Genomic DNA, 19,698 nt, shown 5'->3' with positions numbered 1-19,698 from the left:
TCTCCTTTATGCCAGGTAGCTGTCGAGAATGCCGGGGATGTCGTCGGGGGTCAGGCGGCCGTGGGTGTTCTCGTTCACCATCATGACCGGAGCCAGACCGCAGGCGCCGAGGCAGGCCACGGTTTCCAGCGTGAAGTTGAGATCCTTGGTGGTTTCGCCGGGCTTGATGTCGAGGTGATGGCTCACCGCTTCAAGAATGGCGGCCCCGCCGCGAACGTGACAGGCTGTGCCCTGACAGACGCGGACGATGTTCTTGCCGCGCGGATTGAGGTGGAACTGTGCGTAGAACGTGACTACGCCGAACACTTCCGCCACCGGAACGTTCAGCTCCGAGGCGATGGTTTCGAGCACTTCCTGCGGCAGATAGCCGTAAACATCCTGGGCCTGCTGCAGAACGGGAATGAGCGCGCCTTTCGGGTTCTGCTTGTAGGGTTTCAGAATGTCCATGAGAGGAGCAAGGTCAATGGGGCTGGCCGTGCAGTTGCAAGACATGTGGATATCCTCCTGGTACAATCCTGGCTCTGACCGGCCTGCGGCGGCGGTCAGGGCGTTCCGTGTCCCCTGCGGGACGTTTGCGGGTGGGGCGCGGCGCGTTCGGCGAGGCGCCCGCAGCGGAAAAAGTGCGTCGTCCCTCCTGTCCGGGACGGCTGTTTTCCGCCGGCCGGAATCATTCTCCTGCGGAGGATGTCCGGCTTTTCCCCTGGTCGGGGGAGGCGGCGGACCTGTCGGCAATGCCCGCCGCTTTGAGAATGTCTTTTTCCTGTGCCCAGGCGTCCTTGAGAAAGGCTTTCGCTTCCTGCCGGTTCAAAAGCACGGGAGAGGCGGAAAAGCCTTCCAGTGTCTTGGCAAGTTTGCCGGTTTCGGCGGCCTTCTGAAAGGCGAGGGAAAGTTCGTCCAGAGTCTGCGGCGGCACGCCGGCCGGCGCGAGAAGAATGAAGGAGGAGTCGCCGCGTCCGGGATCGGCAAAGCCCTTGTCGCTCAGGGAGGGCACGCCCGGCAGCGCGGGGAGTCTCGCGCCTGCGAGAACCATGAGCGGAAGAAGCTGACCGTTCTTCACGCGGGGCAGCGCGCCGCTCGCGGCGGCGTCCACGTGGCCGCCGAGCAGGGCGGCTTCGGCTTCGCCGGGCCCGCCGAAGGGCACGAAGCGCCACTTGAGCGAGGGATCTTTGGCGGATATGGCGGCAAGGGCGACGTGGGAGGGAGTGCCCAGACCGGGAACGCCGATGCGCATTTCGCCGGAGGCCTGGCGCGTGGCGGCAAGAAAGTCGTCCAGCGTCTTCCAGGGCGCGCCGGGGCGCGTCACCAGCACGGGGGAGGCCTGTCCGAAAATGAGCAGAGGCTCCACGTCCTTGAGCGGATCGTAGGGCGCGTTGTTGACGGTGGGAATGAAAATGAGCGCGTTGGTCACGCAGGCGGCGAGGCGGGAGCCGTCGGCCTTGTCTTGTGCCAGTCTGGCCACGGCGGTCATGCCGCCGCCGCTCGGCGTGTTCCGGGGAACGATGTTTTTTCCCAGAACGGCTTCGGCGTCATGGGCGAGCACGCGGGCTGCGGCGTCGAGGGCTCCGCCCGGGCTGAAGGCAATGGACAGCTGAATGGGGCCGTCTGCGGCGCGGGCCTGCGGAACGGAAACTGGAGAGAGAAGCAGAAGAGAGAGGGCGGCAAGGCCGAGGTATGGAATACGCCATTTCATGGTGCATATCTCTACAGGTAAAAATGAAATCGGCAAGCATAAAAAATTTTTTCACATAAGAGCGTCGGATATATCGTGGTAACGTATTATAATCGTGAGTTATTTGCAAGCCGGTCTTCTTTGAGCGTTCAATCAGTTTTATAAAAAATGACAGAAAAGGCGAAAAGAAGGCCTGATTCCTACCAGAAGGAAAGCAGCGTCTGCAAGAGATGGGTTTCCAGTCTCGGGCCGAGCACGAAGGCGAGCACGAGGGGCGCGGGCGAACAGCCGCAGCGCCTGAGTACCACGGCGAGCAGCCCGAAGAGCACGCACTGCGCCGGGCCGGACATGCCGTCGGCTCCCACGTAGGATCCGGCGAGGCAGAGCAGGCAGATGACGGGCCAGAGCAGCCGGAAGGGAAGGCGAGCGAGCCTTGCCCAGAAGCCTGAAAGGGTCAGGCCGAGCACGAGCAGAATGACGTTGCCCGCGATGAGGCAGAACATGAGCCCCCAGTAGAAGTCCGGCTGATCTTCGGGCAGGGAGGGGCCGGGGGTGACGCCCACGACGGTGAGCGCGCCGAGCATGGCGGCCATGATGGGATTGGTGGGCAGGCCCATGAGCAGAAGCGGCGCAAACGAGGCCATGGCCGCGGCGTTGTTGGAGGCTTCGGGCCCGGCGAGGCCTTCCCAGGCGCCTTTTCCGAACTGTTCAGGATGATTGCTGAGGCGTTTTTCCAGCGCGTGGGAGGCAAAGCTTGCGGTGACGCCCGCGCCGCAGGGAACAAGGCCCGTGAGAAATCCGAGAACGCTGCCGCGAAGGGTGGCCAGGGCCGTGGAGAGGCGGCGCAGGCAGGGCACGGCGTCCGGCGCGGCGGCGCGGATTTTTTCCGGGCCGGAGAGCAGGGCGTTGAACAGGTCGCCGAGGCCGAACAGGCCGAGCAGCAGCGATGTCAGCTCCACGCCTTCGGAGAGCCGCCACGCGCCGAAGGTCAGCCGCTCTGCGCCGTACACGGGATCCATGCCCGGCAGGGCGAGGGCGAGACCGAGGAAGATCATGCACAGGCTGCGGCGTACCCCGCCGGGGCTGGTGAAGGCGACGAGCAGCAGTGCGCAGGCCATGACGGCCGCCCGTCCGGCGGGGCCGAAGAAGAGCGCCGCGCCGGAGAGCACGGGGGCGAGCAGCAGCATGGCGAGCGAGGCGAACATGCCGCCGGTGAAGGAAGCGAGCGTGGCCGTGGCGAGGGCCTGCCGGGCCTTGCCGCCGAGGGCCAGCGGATGGCCTTCAAAGAGGGTTGCCACGGCGTCGGCCTCGCCGGGAATGCCCATTAATATGGATGTGACGGCTCCGCCGTACTTGGCGCCGTAAAAAATGCCGGAGAGCAGGGAGACGGCAGGCAGAGGTTCGAGCACATAGACGAGGGGAAAGAGCAGGGCCATGGCCGCGGGCGGGCCGAAGCCCGGCAGCACGCCCACGGTCATGCCGAGAAACACGCCCGCAAGCACGAGCAGCCACAGCTTGAGGGAGCAGAGGGCGGAGAGCGCCGCGCCCATGCCGGAAAGCAGGGAAGGGTCGAAAAAGGAGGCGTCCACGGCCTACGCTCCGGGTGCGAAGGAGAAGAGCGCGCCTTGCGGCAGCGGCCAGGCCAGCAGCTTTTCCATGCCGAGCCAGAGCGCGAGGCACAGCAGCAGGGCGAGCGCGAGGGATTCGTTGCGGGAACAGCCGCCGAAGCGGCAGGCGCAGAGCGCGGCGAAAAAGGTGGCAGGAAGCCAGCCTGCGGCATGGACAAGCAGCATCCAGAGCAGGCAGGAGAAGAGCAGACCGCCCGCTTCGCGCAGGGCCTTGCGGGAGGGCCGCTCTTTGGCGGCGGATGCGGGGGGCAGAAGCAGTGCGCCGACAAAAAGTCCCGCGCCGACGGCGCGCGGCCAGATGCCGGGGCCGGGGAGTCCGGCGGAAAGCGCGGGCGGTGCGGCCGCAACAATCGCGACGGCGGCAAGCGCGAGCAGAACGCGCAGGGCGTGACGCCGCAGGGCGGCGCGGGGCAGACGCATGGGAGACCTCGAAACGGGAAGAATGACGGCCCCTGCGGGCCGGGCCGAGTATAGGACAGAAGAAAAAGATGGGCAACGCCGCGGAAACCGGGGCGCGGAGGGGGACTTTCCCTTGACAGCGGCGGCATATTCGGGGAAGGTGTCTCGATAGTTTTTTTTGGAGGAACCATGCCTAAAGAAGACGCCATTGAAGTGGACGGCATCGTGGAAGAAGCCCTTCCCAATGCCATGTTCCGCGTGAAGCTGGAAAACGGCCACGAAGTGCTTTCCCATATTTCCGGCAAGATGCGCAAGTTTTATATCCGCATTCTGCCCGGCGACCGCGTGAAGGTCGAGCTTTCGCCCTACGATCTCACCCGCGGACGCATTACCTACCGCATGAAGTAAGATGGAGCCGCTCGCCATTCCCTCGTCCGGGGGAGCCCGTCCCGAGTCCGGGAAGGGCGCAAGGCGGCGCAAGCCCGTCCGGCTTCCTGCAGCCGGCGCATCCGAGATGCTGCTGATCCGTATCGCTCCTCGTGATACGGGTCTTTTTCGTTATCTTCTGGAAGGCGGGGGCGGGCATCTGGCCATGCTCACGGTGCTTGATCCCCGTGCGGCCCTGTTCAAGCTGCTGTTTTCTCCGCATCAGCGGGAGGAGCTTGAGGCACTGCTTGAGAGCATGCGCAAAACCGTGCCCTTCGAGGTGCGCCGCTGGCCCGTGAAGACGCCCGCTGCGCCGGACCATCAGAATCTTGCGGAGTACGGAGCCGCGTCGGCCTGCCGGGACTCTTCCGGGAACGAAAATTCCCCGGCCCGTGCGGCGTCGCCGGAAGGCGCAGCGCCCTCGCCGGAGTCGGAATCCTCGGAACCCGACGCTTTTTCTGCAAAGCCTTCGTCCGTGGGGTGAAGGCTGCGTCGCCTCGTTCCGGCGTTTTTTGCGATGTCGGGCCGCTGTTGCCTGAAAGAGCCTGCCGCGCCTTGCCGCTTTGTCTTGTCTGTCGTCCGTTGCCAAGAAATTGTTGTGAAACTTCGGCGTCGCGTCCTGAACCTGGAATGCGTCGCCGTTTTTTTTGACGGCGTGCAGTGCGTTTGCTGCAAAAGGCTCGCGTTGCGTGGCTGAAAACGCGCCGCGGCGGTGTTTTGTGCGATGTTCGTGTCGGACGCGTTCCGCTTGCTCTGCGCCTCTTCTCCTGTTTTAATGCTGCCGTGAACCTCAGCCTTTTCCTGTCGGAAAAAGGAGTCTCCCATGCTTGTTGCGGGCGTTGTTCTTGCCGTTCTTGTGGTGCTGGGCGTGGCGCTCATGCTTCTTTACAACGCGCTCGTCCGGGGGCGGAATCTTGCCGAGGAGGCGTGGAGCGGCATCAGCGTGCAGCTGCGCCGCAGGCACGATCTGGTGCCCGCGCTCATCAGCGTGGTGCAGGGCTACGCCGTGCATGAAAAGGACGTGCTGTCCGCCGTGGCCGGAGCCAGAGAGGCGGGTATGAAGGCTGCCGGAGGCGACGCGCGCGCCGTGGGCGAGGCGGAAAAGGGCCTCAGCCTTGCGCTCGGCCGTCTGCTGGCCGTGGCGGAAGCCTACCCCGACCTCAAGGCCAACGAGAATTTTCTTCAGCTTCAGCACTCCCTCACGGAACTGGAAAACGACATTCAGATGTCCCGCCGCTACTACAACGGCACGGTGCGCGAGCAGAACAACCGCGTCATGCAGTTTCCGAGCAACGTGGTCGCCGGATGGTTCGGTTTCAAAAAAATGGAATATTTCGAGCTCTCCGGCGAGGAAGAAGCCGCCGCGCCCAAGGGATTCCCCGTCGCGTAGATGCGGGGGAAAAGAACAGGCGCAGCGCCTGCACTCTGACCTGCCGCGGGTCATTCGTCAGGGCGGCGGAAGTTGGTTTCGCGCCCGGCGGATGTTCGGCCCTCTGTTCTGCGCCGGGCCCTGTGCCGCGGCGTCGCGCCGCGCTGCGGGCAGCTGAATTGCGGCGAAGCGCCTGTCGGGGCCGTGGGGAGGCATGAGCGTCTGCGGGGGCGGCAATGCGGCGTCGAACTTCGGCGTCGAGGAAGGTCGGCGGGAAGCGCCCCCTGCGCTCTTTTGCGCCTGACTGCGGGCTCTTGGGCTCTTTTGAAAAATGCGGTTCTCCGGGAGGATGGGCATGAAGCGGTGGATTCTGGCGGCGATCATCTGTCTGCTCATGGCGGCGGACGCACTGGCCGCGCCCGTGCGCGTGCGGCAGTTCGACGCGCTTGTGGACGTGGCGGGCAACGGCGACATCGTGGTGAACGAGACGCTGACGGTGGAGATTCCCGCCGAGGGCGAGTTTCACGGCATCTTCCGGGACATTCCCGTGGCGACGCGCTGGCCGCGGCAGCCCGCCTTCATGGAGGTGCTGGCCGTGAGTCTCGACGGGCGTCCGCTTTCCGCCGACGACGTGCGCCGCAGCCCCGGTCTTGTGCGGGTGTATCAGCGCGACAAGGATCGGCTGCTCTCCCCGGGACGGCATGAATTTTTTCTCTCCTACCGCATGACCGGTCAGGTCGGACTTTTTGAGGACAACGACGAGCTGACCTGGAACGTCACGGGCAGCGGCTGGGAAGCGCCCGTGGAGCAGGCTTCGTGCGTCGTGCGCTGTCCGGCGGGCGCGCCGTTTTTCGGTCAGCGGGCCTGGATCGGCAGGGCGGGCAGCAAAAATTCTCCGGTGAGCATGAGGTACGAGGTGCAGCAGCAGCGCCTTGTCATGCGCTTTGACGCGCAGCGGGCCGTGCAGCCCGGCGAGGACTTCACCGTGGCCGCGGGCTGGGGCAAGGGCTTTGTCGCGCCTGCCGGCGGGGCCGCCGTCGGTTCTCTGTCCGGCGCGATGGCGTATGCCGTGCTGGACGCGGCGCTTTTCCTCTACTTTTTCCTCGCCTGGTTCTTTACTGGCAGGGATCCGCGCAAGGGCGTCATTGTGCCTCTTTTTCATCCGCCGGTGCTGCGCAGCGGCAACGGAAAAAGCGGCGAGAGGGACATGCCCGTGTCGCCTGCGGCGGCGGGCTACGTCTTCCACAAGAACCGTGTGACGCCCGCATGCTTCGGCGCGGCCGTGATTTCGCTTGCCGGGCGCGGATGTTGCCGTATCCTGGGCAACGCGAAGGAAGGCTTCGTACTGGAGCCCGGCCGGGGCAGTTCGCCGTTTGCCGAAGAGGAGCGCATTTTGAAGGCGATGGGCCGGGAATCCGTGAGGGTGGATGCCGCGCACGGCAAAACGCTCTACGGCATGCAGCGGGCCATGACGGCGCAGCTTCGCCGCGACTACGGCAGCATGTGGAAGGGCGCGGGCGGCGGCTTCATGAACGGGCTGTTCGGCTCGGTGTGGATGTTTCTCGGCATGGCCGCCGCGCTGATCGGCCTTGTGGCCGTGACGGGATGGGTCACGGGGGGCGCGCTTCCCCACGGCGTTGTTCCGGCGCTGGGCTTTCAGCTTTTCGCGTTCTTCTTTGTGCAGCAGATGATACGGCTCATCGTGTCGCGTCTGAAGTCGGGGAGCCGGGGCTTTGTCGTGTGCGCGCTCGTCATGATTGTCGCCATGCTCGGCATCTCGCTGGCCGTGCTTTTTGCCGTGTTCCGGGACGCGGCAGCGCTGCTTTCTCCGGCCTCCACCGCGCTTGCCGCGCTCGCCGTGCTCATTCCCTTCGGCTTTTCCTTCATCATGGACAGGCCCACCCGGGAGGCGCGCGCCCTGCTCGATCAGATAGAGGGGCTGGAACTTTACATGCGTATGGCCGAAGGCCCGGCCCTGAATGCGCTGAATCCCCCGGAGCGCACGCTTGAGCACTATCGGGAGCTTCTGCCCTACGCCGTGGCCCTCGGACTCGAACAGGCCTGGGGCGCGCATTTTTCCGGCGCGCTCGGCGCGGCGGCTCTTTCCGGCGGGCAGGAACTGACGCCCGCGCTTGCGGGAGCCTTTGCCTCGGCGGCGGAAGGCAGCATAGGCTCCTACGCGGGGGCGCAGGCGTCGGCCGCATCCTCGTCGAGCTCCTTCGGCGGCGACGGCGGAGGCGCGGGCAGCGGAGGCGGTGGCGGCGGTGGCGGCGGATGCTGATTCCCCGCCCGGGCGGCCGCATCGGCGTTTGCACATCCCCCTTTTTTGGCATAGGGTAACTATGGACATAAGACGGAGAAAACAGGCCGTTTTTTCCCGGCCCTGTTTTCCCGCGAAGTCATTTTCCCCCCTTTCGGAGGTAACGTTCATGAATGCTCGCACGATGTTTGCCGGACTGGCCGCCGCTCTCATGCTCACCGGCTGTTCCGGCATGTCTTCCACCATCAGCAACCCCTTTGAACAGCCCAGCATCACGGAAACCTATATTTCCCAGTTCCGCGACGTGCCCATTCCCGCGCCCATGAGCACCATTCCTTCCGAAACGCTGGTCACCGTGGGGCCCGACGGCAGCAAGTTCGGTCTGGAATCCTTCAGCGGCCGCGTGGACGGAACCTCGCTGGCCAACGTCATGATGCAGAACATGGCCCGTCAGGGCTGGCAGCTGCGCGGCTCCAGCGTGGGCGTGCGTTCCGTGCAGCTCTATGAAAAGTCGCCGCATTACGCCGCCATCTTCTACCGCGAGGGCGTGATGACCACTTCCATGGACGTGTGGGTGGTCAACGGCGTGAACGTGGACATCCTGAGCCTCGTGCCCGAGGTCCACAACAGCGTGAACAGCGGCATGTCCTCGTCTTCCGGCGTTTCTTCGGGATCCTCGTATTCCGGCCCGGCAACCTACTCCGGAACGACCTACGGCGGTTCCGGTCAGGTGACCAAACTTTCCGAATAGGATTCTTGCATGGAAAAGCATCTGCTGTTCAAGCGCTTCGCGGACAAGAGGCTGCACCTCGGCGTCTGCGGCTCCGTGGCCGCCTTTCGCGCGGCCGAGCTGGTGCATCGCTGGCAGGACACGGGCGCGGGCGTGAGCGCCACGCTCACCGCCGCCGCCCAGAAGTTCATCACGCCGCTCACGTTCAAGGCCCTCGGCGCATCGCCGGTGTATGGCGACATGTTCGGCGGCGACGAGCCGTTCGAGCATCTGGAGCCGGGGCAGATCGCCCACGCCATGGTCATTGCTCCGGCCTCGGCCGACATGCTGGCCCGTCTGGCACACGGCCTGGCGGACGACATGCTCTCCGCGCAGGCTCTTGCCTTCGACGGCCCCGTGGTGGTGGCTCCGGCCATGAATCCGCGCATGTGGCGCAATCCGGCCACGCAGGCCAACGTGGAAACGCTGCGCGAGCGCGGCTTCACCTTTGTGGGGCCGGACTGCGGCGTGGTGGCCTGTCACGACGAGGGGCAGGGGCGTCTTGCCGATCTGCGCATGATCTACCTTGCCGGACTCAAGGCGCTGACCCCGCAGGACATGGAAGGCAGAACCGTCATGCTCACGCTCGGCCCCACGCGCGAAACCTGGGACGACGTGCGCTTCTGGACCAACGGTTCCACGGGCGTCATGGGCGCGTCCATTGCCGTGGCGGCGTGGCTGCGCGGCGCGGAAGTGCATGCCGTGTGCGGCCCTGTGGATCTGTGGATGCCCAATGATCCGGCCTTCCACCGCCACGACGTGACGAGCGCGGCGCAGATGCTGGAAAAGGCGCAGCAGCTTTGGCCCTCGGCCGACGCGGGCGTGTTCACCGCCGCGGTGGCGGATTTTCGTCCGGAACCGCACGGCCCGGGCAAGTTCAAGAAGGACAGGGCCGGGGACGGCTTCAGTCTTTCGTTCCTGCCGAACGCCGACATTCTGCGCACCCTCGCCGAGGAGCGCTCGGAAGGTCAGGTGGTGGTGGGCTTTGCCGCCGAAAGCGTGCCCGACATGGACGCGCTCGGCGTGGCCGTGCATCACAAGCTGGACACCAAGGGAGCCGACGTCATTGTGGGCAACCGCATTTCCGACGGCTTCGGCCGCGCGGCCAACCGCGTGTATGTGGCCGACGCGCAGGGCCGCGACGAAGTGTGGCCCGACATGCCCAAGCCGCAGGTGGCCTGGAAGATCATAGACTGGGTGCGTACGCTGTTCGTATGAGGGTTCGATCCGCCATAGTTCGCCCGTGGCTCAAGGCGGGTTTGTCCGTGCTGCTTGTCGAGAGCGAGCAGCGCGCGGCTGAACTGCGCGGTGCGATGGGAGACTCGTCGGCGCAGTGCTCGGAAGACGCTCTTTCGCCCACGACCGGCGTTTCCGCACCAAAGAGCGGAACGTTCCGGCCCGGGGATTTTTCGCGCGCAAAGGATGGGCGAAGCGCCGGAGCGGCCCGGCCTGCTCCCCGCGAGGCCGCGCCTTCTTCCGCTGCTCCGTCGCAGGCGAATCGTCCCAGGCGTGACGCGGAAAGCGCCGCGCCGAACGCCAGGCCTGGCGCAGCTGCGCCGGAACGGGCGTCTTCTCCCGGGCGCTCCTCCCTTCTTGCCACGCCGGGCGCGCTTCCCGTGGAGGCGTGGCCTGAACGCTGGCAGGTGTTCAAAAATCGTCGCCCGCTGCCGCCGCATCCTCTGGTGCTCTGGACCTACGCCGGGCTCGACGAGGATCTCACCGGCAGGCCCGACGACGTGCGCCGCAAGGTCATCGTGCGCATGCTCATGGAACTTCGGCATCCGGGCGGAACTCACGTGTTCTGGCCCTGCGGTCTTGCCGGAGAGCCGGAAGCCGGAGCCCCGCTGTTCTGGTCCGGGGTGAAGCTGCTCAATCCGCGCGTGCTGCTGCTTTTCGGCTCCGACGCGAGAGACGCGCTCTCCATGCCGAAGACGCTGCTTCCCTTCTGTCAGGAGCGCGTGTTCGGCAGACTGGTCATTCAGCTCCCCCGCCCGCAGTCCCTCGCTGCCGACGAGGCGTCGTTCAAGCAGGCGCTGGCCTTTCTTTCCCGGCTGCTGCGCTTCTGCGGCAGGCCGCAGGCGTAACGTATTCGCATAAAGCAAAAAAAAGCCTTCTCCGTCAGATACGGGGAAGGCTTTTTTTCGTGTCGTTCGGGCGATCAGCAGTTGCATTCGGCGCCGGAAATGGCGTCCACGCGCAGCACCTGTTTTGCCGCGTCAAGGGCTTCCTTGTCCATGCCGGGCACGTCGGCGAGCTCGTCGATGGACATGAAGTCGCCCATTTCTTCGCGATACTGCACGATAGCCTTGGCCAGATCGGCGTTGAGACCGGGCACGGCGGCGAGTTCCTGCTGCGTGGCGGTGTTGACGTTGAGGCCGTTCTCTTCGGCGGAGGCGGCGGAGGCGAAGACAAGGCAGAGGGCCAGAGCCAGGGCGGAAATGAGGGAGCGTTTCATTATGGATCTCCTTTGCGTGTTACCAGCTGAGATAGGACCAGGAATACATGAGAAAACAGACGGCGAAGGACAGCAGCGAAGAGACGGCAAGGCACGCGTGCCTGCGCCCGAGGCTGCGGGAGGCGTGGGCGTGGAATATGCCCATGTAGATGGCCGTTGCCGTGGCCCAGAAGAGCAGCAGGGCGAACAGTATTTGAAGATAAAACGTAATGCCGGTCATGACGGCTCCTTGAAAATGGCCCGGAAAGATGCCGGGCGCGGCGTTGACGGAAGGTTCGGAACTGCCCCGTCCGGCCGGGGATGCGCCGGACGGGAAGAGGAGCTTCCGACGCGGAGGCGCCGGAAGCGCTGCTGTCGGCGTTAGAGCAGTCCTGCGCGCTGGAAGATCACCGCGAGCGCGATGAAGAGCACGGCAAGCAGTATGCCCACCATGTCGCGATCATGTTCTTCCTCGCCGGAATTGTCCATGAAGTCGAAGCCTTCTTCGTCGGTGGTGTGGGAATGGCGCATGCTTGCCTCCTTAGATGAGCGGGAACTTGAGACTGGCCGCGGCCAGCAGGCAGATGACGAGAACGGCGATGCGCAGAATGCCCGCGGCAAACGCGAGCGCCAGGCCCTTGAAGCCCCACTGCGCGATGTCGCGCAGGGAAAGGGAGAGGCCGAGGGCGGCTGCGGCGAGGGAGAAGTCCCACTTCACCAGTTCAAAAACGGCGAGGTGGGCGGGCTCCTTCACCACGTGGAACTGCACCACGATCCAGACGATGATGAACACGGTGACGAACAGCGGGAAGCTTTTGTGGGCTCGGGCGGCCATGACGCCGGGTTCGTCGGCGAACATGCGGGAGCGCACGAACATGACCACGAACACGAACAGAAAGCCTGCGGGCATGAGCGCGTGCCGCAGAGGTTCCACGTAGTGGGCCCAGTGACCGGCCTCATAGCTGTAGCCGAAGGCCGCGTTGAACATCTGGCCGGTGTTGCCTATGCCGAACACGGAAAGCACGGCGAAGGCCTTGTCGTCCATGTTGAGGGCATGGCCGAGCAGGGGCAGCAGGAACGAGGCCACAAGGCCGAAGAGCAGAATGCAGCCCAGCGCGTTGATGACCTGTCCGCCCCTGGACTTGAGCATGGGCATGAGAATGGCCACCACGTGGGGATCGCCCGTGGAGAGCGCGCCGGCAATGGTGGAGTAGTGGCGGTCGTCCATGCGCAGGAGTCTGCCGAGCACAAGCGTGATGGAGGCGGTAAACAGCATGACGGCGAAGGCCAGCAGAATGAGGGGCATGCCCGCCTTTTCCGCGTGGCTGAACACGAAGTGCGGCGCCAGCATGATGATGCCGAGCGGCATGAGAATGTGAATGTAGGAAAGTCCGCGCTTCCAGGAATCGGGCACGCCGAACACGTTGCCGATGACAAGACCCATCAGAAAGGGATTCCACACGAAATTGGAATTGAGGATCTGAAACAGCGGCTGATGATTGACGGGGCCGATGACGGCGTCGAGCCAGGAGAACAGGTTTTCCAGCGTGAGGGGATTGGGGCTCCCCGCCAGATTGTTGGAAAACAGCGCGATGAAGAACATGGCCAGCAGACCGGGCAGGGATTCCTGCATGCTGTAGAGGCAGCTGAGGAAAGAGCGGCGGCGCTCCTCATAGGGAATGTTCATGATGGTACCTGCCTATTGGAACTTGCGGGCGAGCCAGGCGTCGAGCCCGCGTTCGGGATGAGGATGCGCGCCGGTGCGCCAGTATTCCTGCCAGGCGGAGCGTTCCATGAGCGACGCGCGCAGGAAGCCTTCGATGGTTCCGTTCACGCCCATGAGCACGTCGATGTTGTTGCGCGGCTGGAAGGCCAGGTTGGCGCTCTTGAACACGCGTTTGCGGTAATTGGTTTCGATGTGCCAGGCGTGGATCATTTCTCCGTCGAAACTGTCGATGACGATGCTGAACTGCGGCTTGCCATCGGCCATGCGGGGGCCGTCGAAGCGGGGATGTTCCCTGTCCAGAATGATGGGTTCGGGATTGTCCAGCAGAATTTCGTTGAGCTGATAGCAGTGACCGCACACGTCGGGGCGCACCATGAAGCGGGGATCGCCCTCAAAGGGGGTGTCGCTTTCGAGCTTTTTGAGGTCCACGTAGGCGTAGAAGGCGGCCTTGCCCTTTTCAAAGGGCGTTTTCACGTCCATTTCGGCAAGCACCTTGTCCTTGCCCTCGTCGAACTGGAACTGCAGGGAGTTCACCACGCGCTGATGCTGCGGCAGAAAGGCGCGGGTTTCGGCGTTGAGCGGGCCGAGGGTTCTGGTTTCGGAGAGCGAGCCGTCGTTGCGTCGAAGTTCCACGGAAGCGGTGCCGGCCTTTTCGTCGAAGGCGACAAGCTTCAGGGTGTGCTTCTTGCCCACGGGCTTTTCTTCGCCGGGGGCGAGGAGCAGGCGCACGGGCTTTTCGTAGGTGTACTGCACGCTCTGAATGGCGGGCGTGCCGAAGCTCTTCACCCGCACGTAGGTTTCGCCCACGAATTCCGGCTCAATCCAGGTGGCGCCTTCGGCGAAGCGGTCGTGCAGGTAGTAGCGGTCGCCGTTTTCCCGGCTGAGGCCCTGCGCGAGTTCAAAGGGCGCGCCGAAGTTGTTGCCCGAATACTTGACCACGTTGATCTGCGCCATGGGGCGGTCGTCGAGCAGATGGCTTTCCGTGAAGCGCAGCACCTTGTTGTTCACGCCGAGGGGCTGATCCTGCCAGTAGATGGGGTGCAGGCTGGCGTCGGGCTGCACGCGCCAGAAGTCGATGTCGAAATTGCGGCGCGTGAAGGTGGTGGATTCAAAGGTGGCCATGTAGGCGCGGCGGCCGAGCATGTAGAAGGTTTCGCCGTTCAGGGCGCGCACGTTGCGGGCGTTGCGCGAGGTGTAGAACAGGCCGGAGGGCGGAATGACGATGCGGTTGTTCTTCCAGTCCACGTAGCTGCCGCGGATGACGAGGCCCTCGGAGGACGTGAGCTTCTCGCCGCGGCGGTTGGTCACCTGCTCACGGCCGAAGCCGCGCATGAGGCCGCCGAAGGGAGCCGTGGGATCGGGCGAATGGAAGGCCATGTTGGGCATGACGCTCGGGAACGACGTGAAGTGCGAGCCCTGCACTTCCGTGCCGAAGTCGGGCATGGCCAGACGGTTGAGGAAGCTGTCTTCCAGCACGGAAATGAAGGTCGGCGTGCGGCCGATGAAGCAGTCGATGTTCCGGCGGCCCTTGTCGGTGAAGGCCAGGTTGTCGGTGCGCTGGAAGAAGGCGTCGCGCAGGTAGTAGCTGCGGACGCGGTTGCCTTCCATGTCGTCGGCCACCAGGCGGAAGGCCGGACGGTTCCACACGTCGGAATATTTCACCGGGCCGTCGTAGCTGTCGTTTCCGGCTTCAAGGGTGAAGGGCGCGGCGTTTTCCAGGGTGAGGCGCTGGAGCTTGCCCGTGAGCAGGCTCGCTTCCAGGCCAACGGTGTAGCGTTCGTCGAGCGGCCAGGGCTCGCCGTTCTTCACGGTGACGAGGTCGCGATAGACGACGAAGCTCAGCATGCCGTCCTGCCAGTCGTGGGGCACGGCCGTGGACCACGGCACGAAGTCGGAATGGCGCAGATATTCGGGCTGCACGGCGATTTCTATGCGCATGTCTTCGCCGGGCACGGTGAGGCTGTAGGCGTCCTTTTCGCGCTCTTCGTCCTTGTAGCCCTGCGAGCTTATGGGGCGGATCAGCTTTTCGGCGAGCACCTTGTCGCCGCTGAAGTCGGTCACGCGGACGCGGAAGCCGTTGCTTTCGCGGAAGGCGTAGAGGCGCTTCGTGCCGTAGAGCCGGTATTCTTCCTGGCGCAGATCGAGCACCACGGGCCGCGAAAGGGAGAAGGTGGCCTCCTCGATGACCGGATAGGAAAGCGAGGAGAAGGTGGCCTTCTGGAAGTCGTGATCCTTCACCTCGAAGCGGCTTGCGCCGTACTCAAACACCGGATCGAGGAAAAATTCGTCGAGCTGCTCCACGTCGCCTTCCATGTGGCTGCGGTCGGGCAGATCCTTGATGGCCGGGAACTTGGACGACACCGAAAATTCCATGGGCCAGTGCCCGGAAGGGGCGATGAGCGCCATCTGAATGTAGGGCCGGTCGTAGTGATCGGTAGCGTAGTCGAACCACAGGCGGTAGCCTGCCTGATCCACCGGCGTCTTTTCGCCTTTTTTCAGGGACACGTCGCGCACGGTGCGCACGCTCTGCCGGAGGTCCACAAGATAGGCGTGCTCGCCGAGCAGAAGGAACGGGTCGCGCCTGAAGGGAGCGGCGTCCTGCTCGGTTTCGGAAATGTAGCAGAGGCCGCCTGCGGGCACGAAGGCCTTGCCGTCCTTGACGGAACTTTTCCGCACGAGCACGGCTTCCGAAAGATTGCGCGGCTGACCGTACTGATTCTTGAAGGTCTTGTGCCGCAGGCCTCCGAGATCGGGAATGAAGGGCATGTCGCCTGCCGGGGCGAGGCCATGCGGACTTTCCGCAGCCGGAGCGCCGGAGAACAGAAGGCAGAGCAGTGCCGCCGCGACGCCGGAAACGAGAAGTTTGTTCATCACAACTTCCTTGTGGTTGAATGGTCTGGCAGGGGCAGACCGCTCTTTCGTGCGAAAATGCGCGCCGCAGAGGAAAAAGGGAGTCTGCCTTCCTCCTCTTATGCATGAATCGTTCCAAAAAGTTATATGACCAATGATTGCAGTGAATTATTTATGACGCGCCCGCCTGTTCCGCCTTTTGGAGCGCAGGGCATGTGCGGCGCTCTGCACACAAGCTCAAGGCTGTGCCCGCTTTCGCGCAGCCTTGTTTTTGCGTTCGCCTTTACGTGAGAAGAGCTTGTCGTTACACTCTCACCCGCAAAAGCGACTTCAAGGTGAAACTATGAGCGAGAACAGGAAAAGCGGTTATCAGATTCTGGTGGTGGACGACGATCCCGAATGGCATGAGATTCTGGCCCTGCTTTTTTCGCGCAAGGGCTGGAAGACGGAAACGGCGCTTTCCGGCGAGCGGGCGCTGGCCAGACTGGCCGCCGGCGGCATAGACGTGGTGGTGTGCGATCTTTCCATGCCGGGCATGAGCGGACTTGAGGTGCTGCGTCGCGTGCGGACCATGAACGCGCAGATTCCCTTCATCATGATGACGGGCGTGGGCACCATCGAGAGCGCCGTGGAAGCCGTGCAGCTCGGTGCGTACAGCTATCTGACCAAGCCCGTGAACAACGCCGAACTGGCTTCGCTGGTGCAGCGGGCGGCCGAACACGCCCGGGTGCACAGTCAGCTTCAGGACATGGGCGGGGAAAAAACGCCCGTCTCCCTCATTTTCAACAGTCCGTCCATGAAGCAGGTGCTGAAGACCATAGGCAAGGTGGCGGGCACGAGCGTGCCCATTCTCATTACCGGCGAAACGGGCACGGGCAAGAGTCGTCTTGCGGAATACGTGCATCGCGCAAGCTCTCTTCGGGACAAGCCCTTTCTCACCATCGACTGCGCGGCCCTGCCGGAATCGCTGCTGGAGAGCGAGCTTTTCGGCCACGTGAAGGGGGCCTTCACCGGCGCGGTGAGCACGCGGCGCGGCCTTCTGGAAGAAGCGCAGGGCGGCACGGTGTTCCTCGACGAAATAGGCGAGCTTTCGCCTTCCACGCAGGCCAAGCTGCTGCGCGCCATTCAGGAGCATGAAATACGCCCGGTCGGCAGCAACAAGAGCGTGAGCATCAACGTGCGCTTCATTGCGGCCACGCACCGCCATCTGGAAGAGGACGTGAAGACGGGCCGCTTCCGCGAAGATCTTTTCTATCGTCTTTCCGTCATTCCGCTGTATTTGCCGCCGCTTCGCGAGCGCCGGGAGGATCTGGCCGCGCTCATCGGCTTTTTCATCAGCCGCTTCAATGAGCGCTACGGCCGCAACGTGACGCAGATAAGCCCCGCGGCCATGAACATTCTCTACAGTCAGCCGTGGAAGGGCAACATCCGCGAGCTGGAAAACGTGCTGGAGCGCGCCTTCCTTCTGACGGAAGGGGACAGGCTCATGCCGGAATCGCTGGGCACCATGGCCGACGGCGCCGTCTTCGCGTCGCCTGTTCCGGGCGAAGCGGTGTCCGAAACGCCGCTTTCGCTGTCCGACGCGGTGCGCAACGCGGAAATTCAGGCGCTTCAGCAGGCGCTTTCCCTGTGCAACGGCAATAAGACGCAGGCCGCGGAACTTCTGGGCATAGGACGGAGAACGCTCTACGACAAGCTGGAGCAGTTCGGCCTCATGGACAAAAAAGGATAAAAAAAACGGGCCCTCTGCCGCATGGCGGAAGGCCCGGAGAAAAAGACGGCCTGAGATTTACCGGTCGTTTATGGGCGACGAGAGGCGGGAAACTTCCGCGAAGAGTTCATGCCATTTCGGCGCGCCGGGGAACACTTCCGTCTTTCGGGAAAGATCCCTGCCTGCCAGACCGGGATAGTCCGGAGCGTAGCGGAAGGCGCGGTGCACCACGTTGTTGGCGAGATTGATGTCCTTCACGCCGTCAGGATCGGCCGTGGCGTCCTCTTCCGTGAGCATGGCCTTGGCTTTGCCGCTGCTCATGAAGGGGCTTATGTATTCCCATACCACGCGCTTGTCCTGCGTCACCTCGAAAATGTGTCCCGTGGCCGTGGACGTGATGAGCACATTGCCGTTCTGCAGATGCTGGGCGGAACCCTGATAGGCGCTGTAGAAGGCATTGAGATTGTTGGCCGCATATTCCCAGGTGATGCGGCCTGAGGGAATGTCCACGACCACGGCGCGGGAGCGGTTGGCCTGCGGGCGCTGCCAGCCGTTGTCGAACAGGGAAATGCGGTCGTTGCCGAGCCATGTGGCGTCGTGATTGCCGAAGAGCACCTGACTGCCGTCGTCGCAGAAGGAGGGGCGTTCCCCTTCGCCGTGACTTGCGGGGTTGCCGAAGCGCCACAGCACCCTGCCTTCCGCGTCGTGACTGACGATGAACGCCTCGCAGAAGTTGCGGGAGCTTATGAGAATCTGGTCGGTTTCGGGATTGTACCGGACGCTGTTGATGTGCATCCAGTCGGAATCTCCGTAGTAGTTCTTGATGGGCAGGCGGTAGTTGATGTCGAATTCGTCCTTGCCCGTGCCGATGTGGTCCCAGGCGTGCCACGACCAGACTTCGCGCCCTTCCTTGTTCACTTCCACGATGTAGTCGGCCCACAGACCGTCGTAGGCCGGGCTGTGTCCGGTATCTTCGCCGGGCCGGGGCAGGGTTCCCGGCTTGCGGCCTTTGGCCTCGGCCTCCTCGCAGCTCTTGTGTTCCCAGGCCACGATGAGCGTGTTGCCGTTCGGCATGCGGTCGAAGGCGTGGTGGCTCAGCCGGCCTTCGTCGTATATCCGGTGTTCCCACACCACGTTTCCGTCCCAGTCTATTTCCTGAAGTCCGCCGGTCACGCCGCCGAAGGGCACCTTCTTTTCATAGCGTATGCCGCGCAGCAGGTTGCCGTTCGGCAGAAGTTCGGCATAGAGGCCGGGAAGTCCGGCGGTCTTCCATTCGTGTACGATGTTGCCTTCCATGTCCAGAAGATAGCTGGACGTGGACTGCATGGGGGAGATCAGCGTATAGCCGTCCAGGGCCTTTTCCTTGTCGCAGATCAGAACGCCGGTGGGCGTGGACATGGTTTCCACGGCCTTTGCCCTGCGGGGAAAGAGCAGAAGTGCCGTGCCGAGAAGGGATGCGGCCGCGAGTGCGGAAAATACAAGACTGCTCATGAGTGCCATCCTGAAAAAGAGTTGAAACATCTGCCTGCCCTCGTGCGGAAAGGTCCGTCCGCGTCGGAAGGAGGCGGGCACAGTGTTGCAGAAATCAGGACGCAGGGGAAGAGCTTTGCGGCCGTGTTTTTGTGAAAGAAACGAGAGGCGTAAGAAAAGACGAAAAGCCGCAGGAGAAAACGTTTTTCATGCAGGCGTTTTCAGCAGGGGCTATCCCATGCAGCGGCGCAGGACGCAGGCAAGCTGCACGGACAGGTCGAAGAGGGCGCGGCGACAAGCCGGAGCAGCCTCAGGACAAAAAGGATTTTTCTCCGACGAAGAAAAAACATCCCGTCCGGGCAGGGATCCGGGCGGGATGTTTTCGCAGAAGGGCGGGCAGAGTCTGTCCGTTGGACAGGGGCTCGCCCGAAGGCGGCGGACAGGCGTCAGCGCGGCGACTTTGCTCAGAGCGGGAAGACTCGGATGTGTCTGCGCATGGCCCTCCGGGGAGGCGTGGAGTCCGGCTTCGGGGAAAGCCGGACGCGAGGTCTTGTTTAGTAGTTGTGCATGGAGGTTGCGGCTTCGTCTTCAAACGCTTCGTCGTCGCTCTCTTCGGCCTGGGTCTGCGCGGCGGTCAGCGAAGCCTTCACCACGTCGCCCTCAAGGCCGGTTTTGGGATATTCGCCCTTGACGTTGGGCAGATAAAAGAGATTGTTGTCCGGAGGAACGACGCCCACTTCTTCGGCGTGGGTGGTGCCGGGCATCCATTCATAGCCTATGCGGTAGGAGCGATACAGAATGTTCATGGTTTCGGAGCTGTAGGGGCACAGGTATTCCCACACCATTTCGTTGCTGCTCGTGAGCTCGAACACGCGGGCCATGTCGCCTTCCGTGATCATGGTGTTGCCGTTGGGCAGGCGCTGCGCGTAGCTGACGAAGGGGCTGAAGAACTTGAAGTCCATGTGGCCGAGCATGCCCTTGTGATTC

The 19,698-nt window shown here is 63.6% G+C and carries 18 protein-coding genes and 1 pseudogene; 8 read left to right on the top strand and 11 right to left on the bottom strand.

The window, feature by feature from the left end:
- Nucleotides 1–6: 6 nt before the first annotated feature.
- The 4 genes from nuoE to ACZM96_RS02935 form a co-directional block, all read right to left on the bottom strand.
- Entirely contained in the window at nt 7–492 is a 486-nt protein-coding gene (gene nuoE, locus ACZM96_RS02950) for an NADH-quinone oxidoreductase subunit NuoE (protein WP_294486646.1), read from the bottom strand.
- Nucleotides 493–667: 175 nt separating this feature from the next.
- On the bottom strand, nt 668–1,690 hold the full coding sequence (locus ACZM96_RS02945; protein ID WP_489487225.1) for a tripartite tricarboxylate transporter substrate binding protein: 1,023 nt from the start codon (nt 1,688–1,690) through the stop codon (nt 668–670).
- Nucleotides 1,691–1,869: 179 nt separating this feature from the next.
- On the bottom strand, nt 1,870–3,258 hold the full coding sequence (locus ACZM96_RS02940) for a tripartite tricarboxylate transporter permease (protein WP_489487223.1): 1,389 nt from the start codon (nt 3,256–3,258) through the stop codon (nt 1,870–1,872).
- Nucleotides 3,259–3,261: 3 nt separating this feature from the next.
- Nucleotides 3,262–3,717, bottom strand: coding sequence for a tripartite tricarboxylate transporter TctB family protein (locus tag ACZM96_RS02935; RefSeq protein ID WP_294486638.1), 456 nt, complete (start codon nt 3,715–3,717; stop codon nt 3,262–3,264).
- Nucleotides 3,718–3,885: 168 nt separating this feature from the next.
- On the opposite strand from ACZM96_RS02935, the gene infA reads away from it, so the two are divergent.
- The 7 genes from infA (at nt 3,886) to ACZM96_RS02900 (ending at nt 10,604) form a co-directional block, all read left to right on the top strand.
- Nucleotides 3,886–4,104 carry a translation initiation factor IF-1 gene (gene infA / locus ACZM96_RS02930; protein ID WP_077071795.1) on the top strand — a complete coding sequence of 73 codons (219 nt, stop codon included), beginning with the start codon at nt 3,886–3,888 and terminating at the stop codon, nt 4,102–4,104.
- 106 nt (nt 4,105–4,210) lie between these two features.
- Complete coding sequence (locus tag ACZM96_RS02925; RefSeq protein WP_489487221.1) at nt 4,211–4,606, top strand: DUF4911 domain-containing protein; 396 nt, start codon at nt 4,211–4,213, stop codon at nt 4,604–4,606.
- A gap of 339 nt (nt 4,607–4,945) precedes the next feature.
- On the top strand, nt 4,946–5,512 hold the full coding sequence (locus ACZM96_RS02920; protein WP_489487219.1) for a LemA family protein: 567 nt from the start codon (nt 4,946–4,948) through the stop codon (nt 5,510–5,512).
- A gap of 334 nt (nt 5,513–5,846) precedes the next feature.
- Nucleotides 5,847–7,772, top strand: coding sequence for a DUF2207 domain-containing protein (locus ACZM96_RS02915; RefSeq protein WP_489487218.1), 1,926 nt, complete (start codon nt 5,847–5,849; stop codon nt 7,770–7,772).
- A gap of 148 nt (nt 7,773–7,920) precedes the next feature.
- Nucleotides 7,921–8,502 carry a hypothetical protein gene (locus tag ACZM96_RS02910; RefSeq protein WP_294486632.1) on the top strand — a complete coding sequence of 194 codons (582 nt, stop codon included), beginning with the start codon at nt 7,921–7,923 and terminating at the stop codon, nt 8,500–8,502.
- Nucleotides 8,503–8,511: 9 nt separating this feature from the next.
- Complete coding sequence (gene coaBC, locus ACZM96_RS02905) at nt 8,512–9,738, top strand: bifunctional phosphopantothenoylcysteine decarboxylase/phosphopantothenate--cysteine ligase CoaBC (RefSeq protein ID WP_489487216.1); 1,227 nt, start codon at nt 8,512–8,514, stop codon at nt 9,736–9,738.
- Between the two features lie 398 nt (nt 9,739–10,136).
- Entirely contained in the window at nt 10,137–10,604 is a 468-nt protein-coding gene (locus ACZM96_RS02900) for a hypothetical protein (protein WP_489487215.1), read from the top strand.
- A 74-nt stretch (nt 10,605–10,678) separates the two neighbouring features.
- Here the strand turns inward: ACZM96_RS02900 and ACZM96_RS02895 are convergent, their stop codons facing one another.
- From ACZM96_RS02895 to ACZM96_RS02875, 5 genes are all read right to left on the bottom strand, one after another.
- Entirely contained in the window at nt 10,679–10,975 is a 297-nt protein-coding gene (locus ACZM96_RS02895; RefSeq protein WP_489487213.1) for a ComEA family DNA-binding protein, read from the bottom strand.
- Nucleotides 10,976–10,994: 19 nt separating this feature from the next.
- Complete coding sequence (locus ACZM96_RS02890) at nt 10,995–11,195, bottom strand: hypothetical protein (protein ID WP_294486621.1); 201 nt, start codon at nt 11,193–11,195, stop codon at nt 10,995–10,997.
- A gap of 140 nt (nt 11,196–11,335) precedes the next feature.
- Entirely contained in the window at nt 11,336–11,485 is a 150-nt protein-coding gene (locus tag ACZM96_RS02885; protein WP_346666000.1) for a hypothetical protein, read from the bottom strand.
- 10 nt (nt 11,486–11,495) lie between these two features.
- The gene (locus ACZM96_RS02880) at nt 11,496–12,641 is read right to left on the bottom strand and encodes a putative sulfate exporter family transporter (RefSeq protein WP_489487211.1); all 1,146 of its coding nucleotides are present in this window, start codon (nt 12,639–12,641) and stop codon (nt 11,496–11,498) included.
- 12 nt (nt 12,642–12,653) lie between these two features.
- On the bottom strand, nt 12,654–15,551 hold the full coding sequence (locus tag ACZM96_RS02875; RefSeq protein WP_489487209.1) for a hypothetical protein: 2,898 nt from the start codon (nt 15,549–15,551) through the stop codon (nt 12,654–12,656).
- Between the two features lie 322 nt (nt 15,552–15,873).
- Here ACZM96_RS02875 and ACZM96_RS02870 point away from each other — a divergent pair, with 322 nt between their 5' ends.
- Entirely contained in the window at nt 15,874–17,262 is a 1,389-nt protein-coding gene (locus ACZM96_RS02870; protein WP_489487208.1) for a sigma-54-dependent transcriptional regulator, read from the top strand.
- A gap of 57 nt (nt 17,263–17,319) precedes the next feature.
- Here ACZM96_RS02870 and ACZM96_RS02865 read toward each other — a convergent pair whose 3' ends face one another.
- Together ACZM96_RS02865 and ACZM96_RS02860 are read right to left on the bottom strand one after the other, a co-directional pair.
- Nucleotides 17,320–18,732: an aryl-sulfate sulfotransferase gene (locus ACZM96_RS02865; protein ID WP_489487207.1), complete on the bottom strand. Its 1,413-nt coding sequence runs from the start codon at nt 18,730–18,732 to the stop codon at nt 17,320–17,322.
- A gap of 533 nt (nt 18,733–19,265) precedes the next feature.
- Nucleotides 19,266–19,698, bottom strand: a pseudogene (locus tag ACZM96_RS02860) (hypothetical protein); the annotation flags it as partial.

This window comes from Mailhella sp., from assembly GCF_057866825.1.
Note: the sequence above shows the minus strand (reverse complement) of the source record. Positions and strands in the feature narration are given on the sequence as shown.

Excerpts from the sequence above, each read along its gene's own strand:
- nuoE (WP_294486646.1), bottom strand. The coding sequence starts at position 492 with ATGTCTTGCAACTGCACGGCCAGCCCCATTGACCTTGCTCCTCTCATG.
- ACZM96_RS02925 (WP_489487221.1), top strand. The coding sequence starts at position 4,211 with ATGCTGCTGATCCGTATCGCTCCTCGTGATACGGGTCTTTTTCGTTAT.
- ACZM96_RS02910 (WP_294486632.1), top strand. The coding sequence starts at position 7,921 with ATGAATGCTCGCACGATGTTTGCCGGACTGGCCGCCGCTCTCATGCTC.
- ACZM96_RS02875 (WP_489487209.1), bottom strand. The coding sequence starts at position 15,551 with ATGAACAAACTTCTCGTTTCCGGCGTCGCGGCGGCACTGCTCTGCCTT.
- ACZM96_RS02945 (WP_489487225.1), bottom strand. The coding sequence starts at position 1,690 with ATGAAATGGCGTATTCCATACCTCGGCCTTGCCGCCCTCTCTCTTCTG.
- coaBC (WP_489487216.1), top strand. The coding sequence starts at position 8,512 with ATGGAAAAGCATCTGCTGTTCAAGCGCTTCGCGGACAAGAGGCTGCAC.
- ACZM96_RS02935 (WP_294486638.1), bottom strand. The coding sequence starts at position 3,717 with ATGCGTCTGCCCCGCGCCGCCCTGCGGCGTCACGCCCTGCGCGTTCTG.
- infA (WP_077071795.1), top strand. The coding sequence starts at position 3,886 with ATGCCTAAAGAAGACGCCATTGAAGTGGACGGCATCGTGGAAGAAGCC.
- ACZM96_RS02865 (WP_489487207.1), bottom strand. The coding sequence starts at position 18,732 with ATGAGCAGTCTTGTATTTTCCGCACTCGCGGCCGCATCCCTTCTCGGC.
- ACZM96_RS02920 (WP_489487219.1), top strand. The coding sequence starts at position 4,946 with ATGCTTGTTGCGGGCGTTGTTCTTGCCGTTCTTGTGGTGCTGGGCGTG.
- ACZM96_RS02895 (WP_489487213.1), bottom strand. The coding sequence starts at position 10,975 with ATGAAACGCTCCCTCATTTCCGCCCTGGCTCTGGCCCTCTGCCTTGTC.
- ACZM96_RS02915 (WP_489487218.1), top strand. The coding sequence starts at position 5,847 with ATGAAGCGGTGGATTCTGGCGGCGATCATCTGTCTGCTCATGGCGGCG.
- ACZM96_RS02880 (WP_489487211.1), bottom strand. The coding sequence starts at position 12,641 with ATGAACATTCCCTATGAGGAGCGCCGCCGCTCTTTCCTCAGCTGCCTC.
- ACZM96_RS02890 (WP_294486621.1), bottom strand. The coding sequence starts at position 11,195 with ATGACCGGCATTACGTTTTATCTTCAAATACTGTTCGCCCTGCTGCTC.
- ACZM96_RS02870 (WP_489487208.1), top strand. The coding sequence starts at position 15,874 with ATGAGCGAGAACAGGAAAAGCGGTTATCAGATTCTGGTGGTGGACGAC.
- ACZM96_RS02885 (WP_346666000.1), bottom strand. The coding sequence starts at position 11,485 with ATGCGCCATTCCCACACCACCGACGAAGAAGGCTTCGACTTCATGGAC.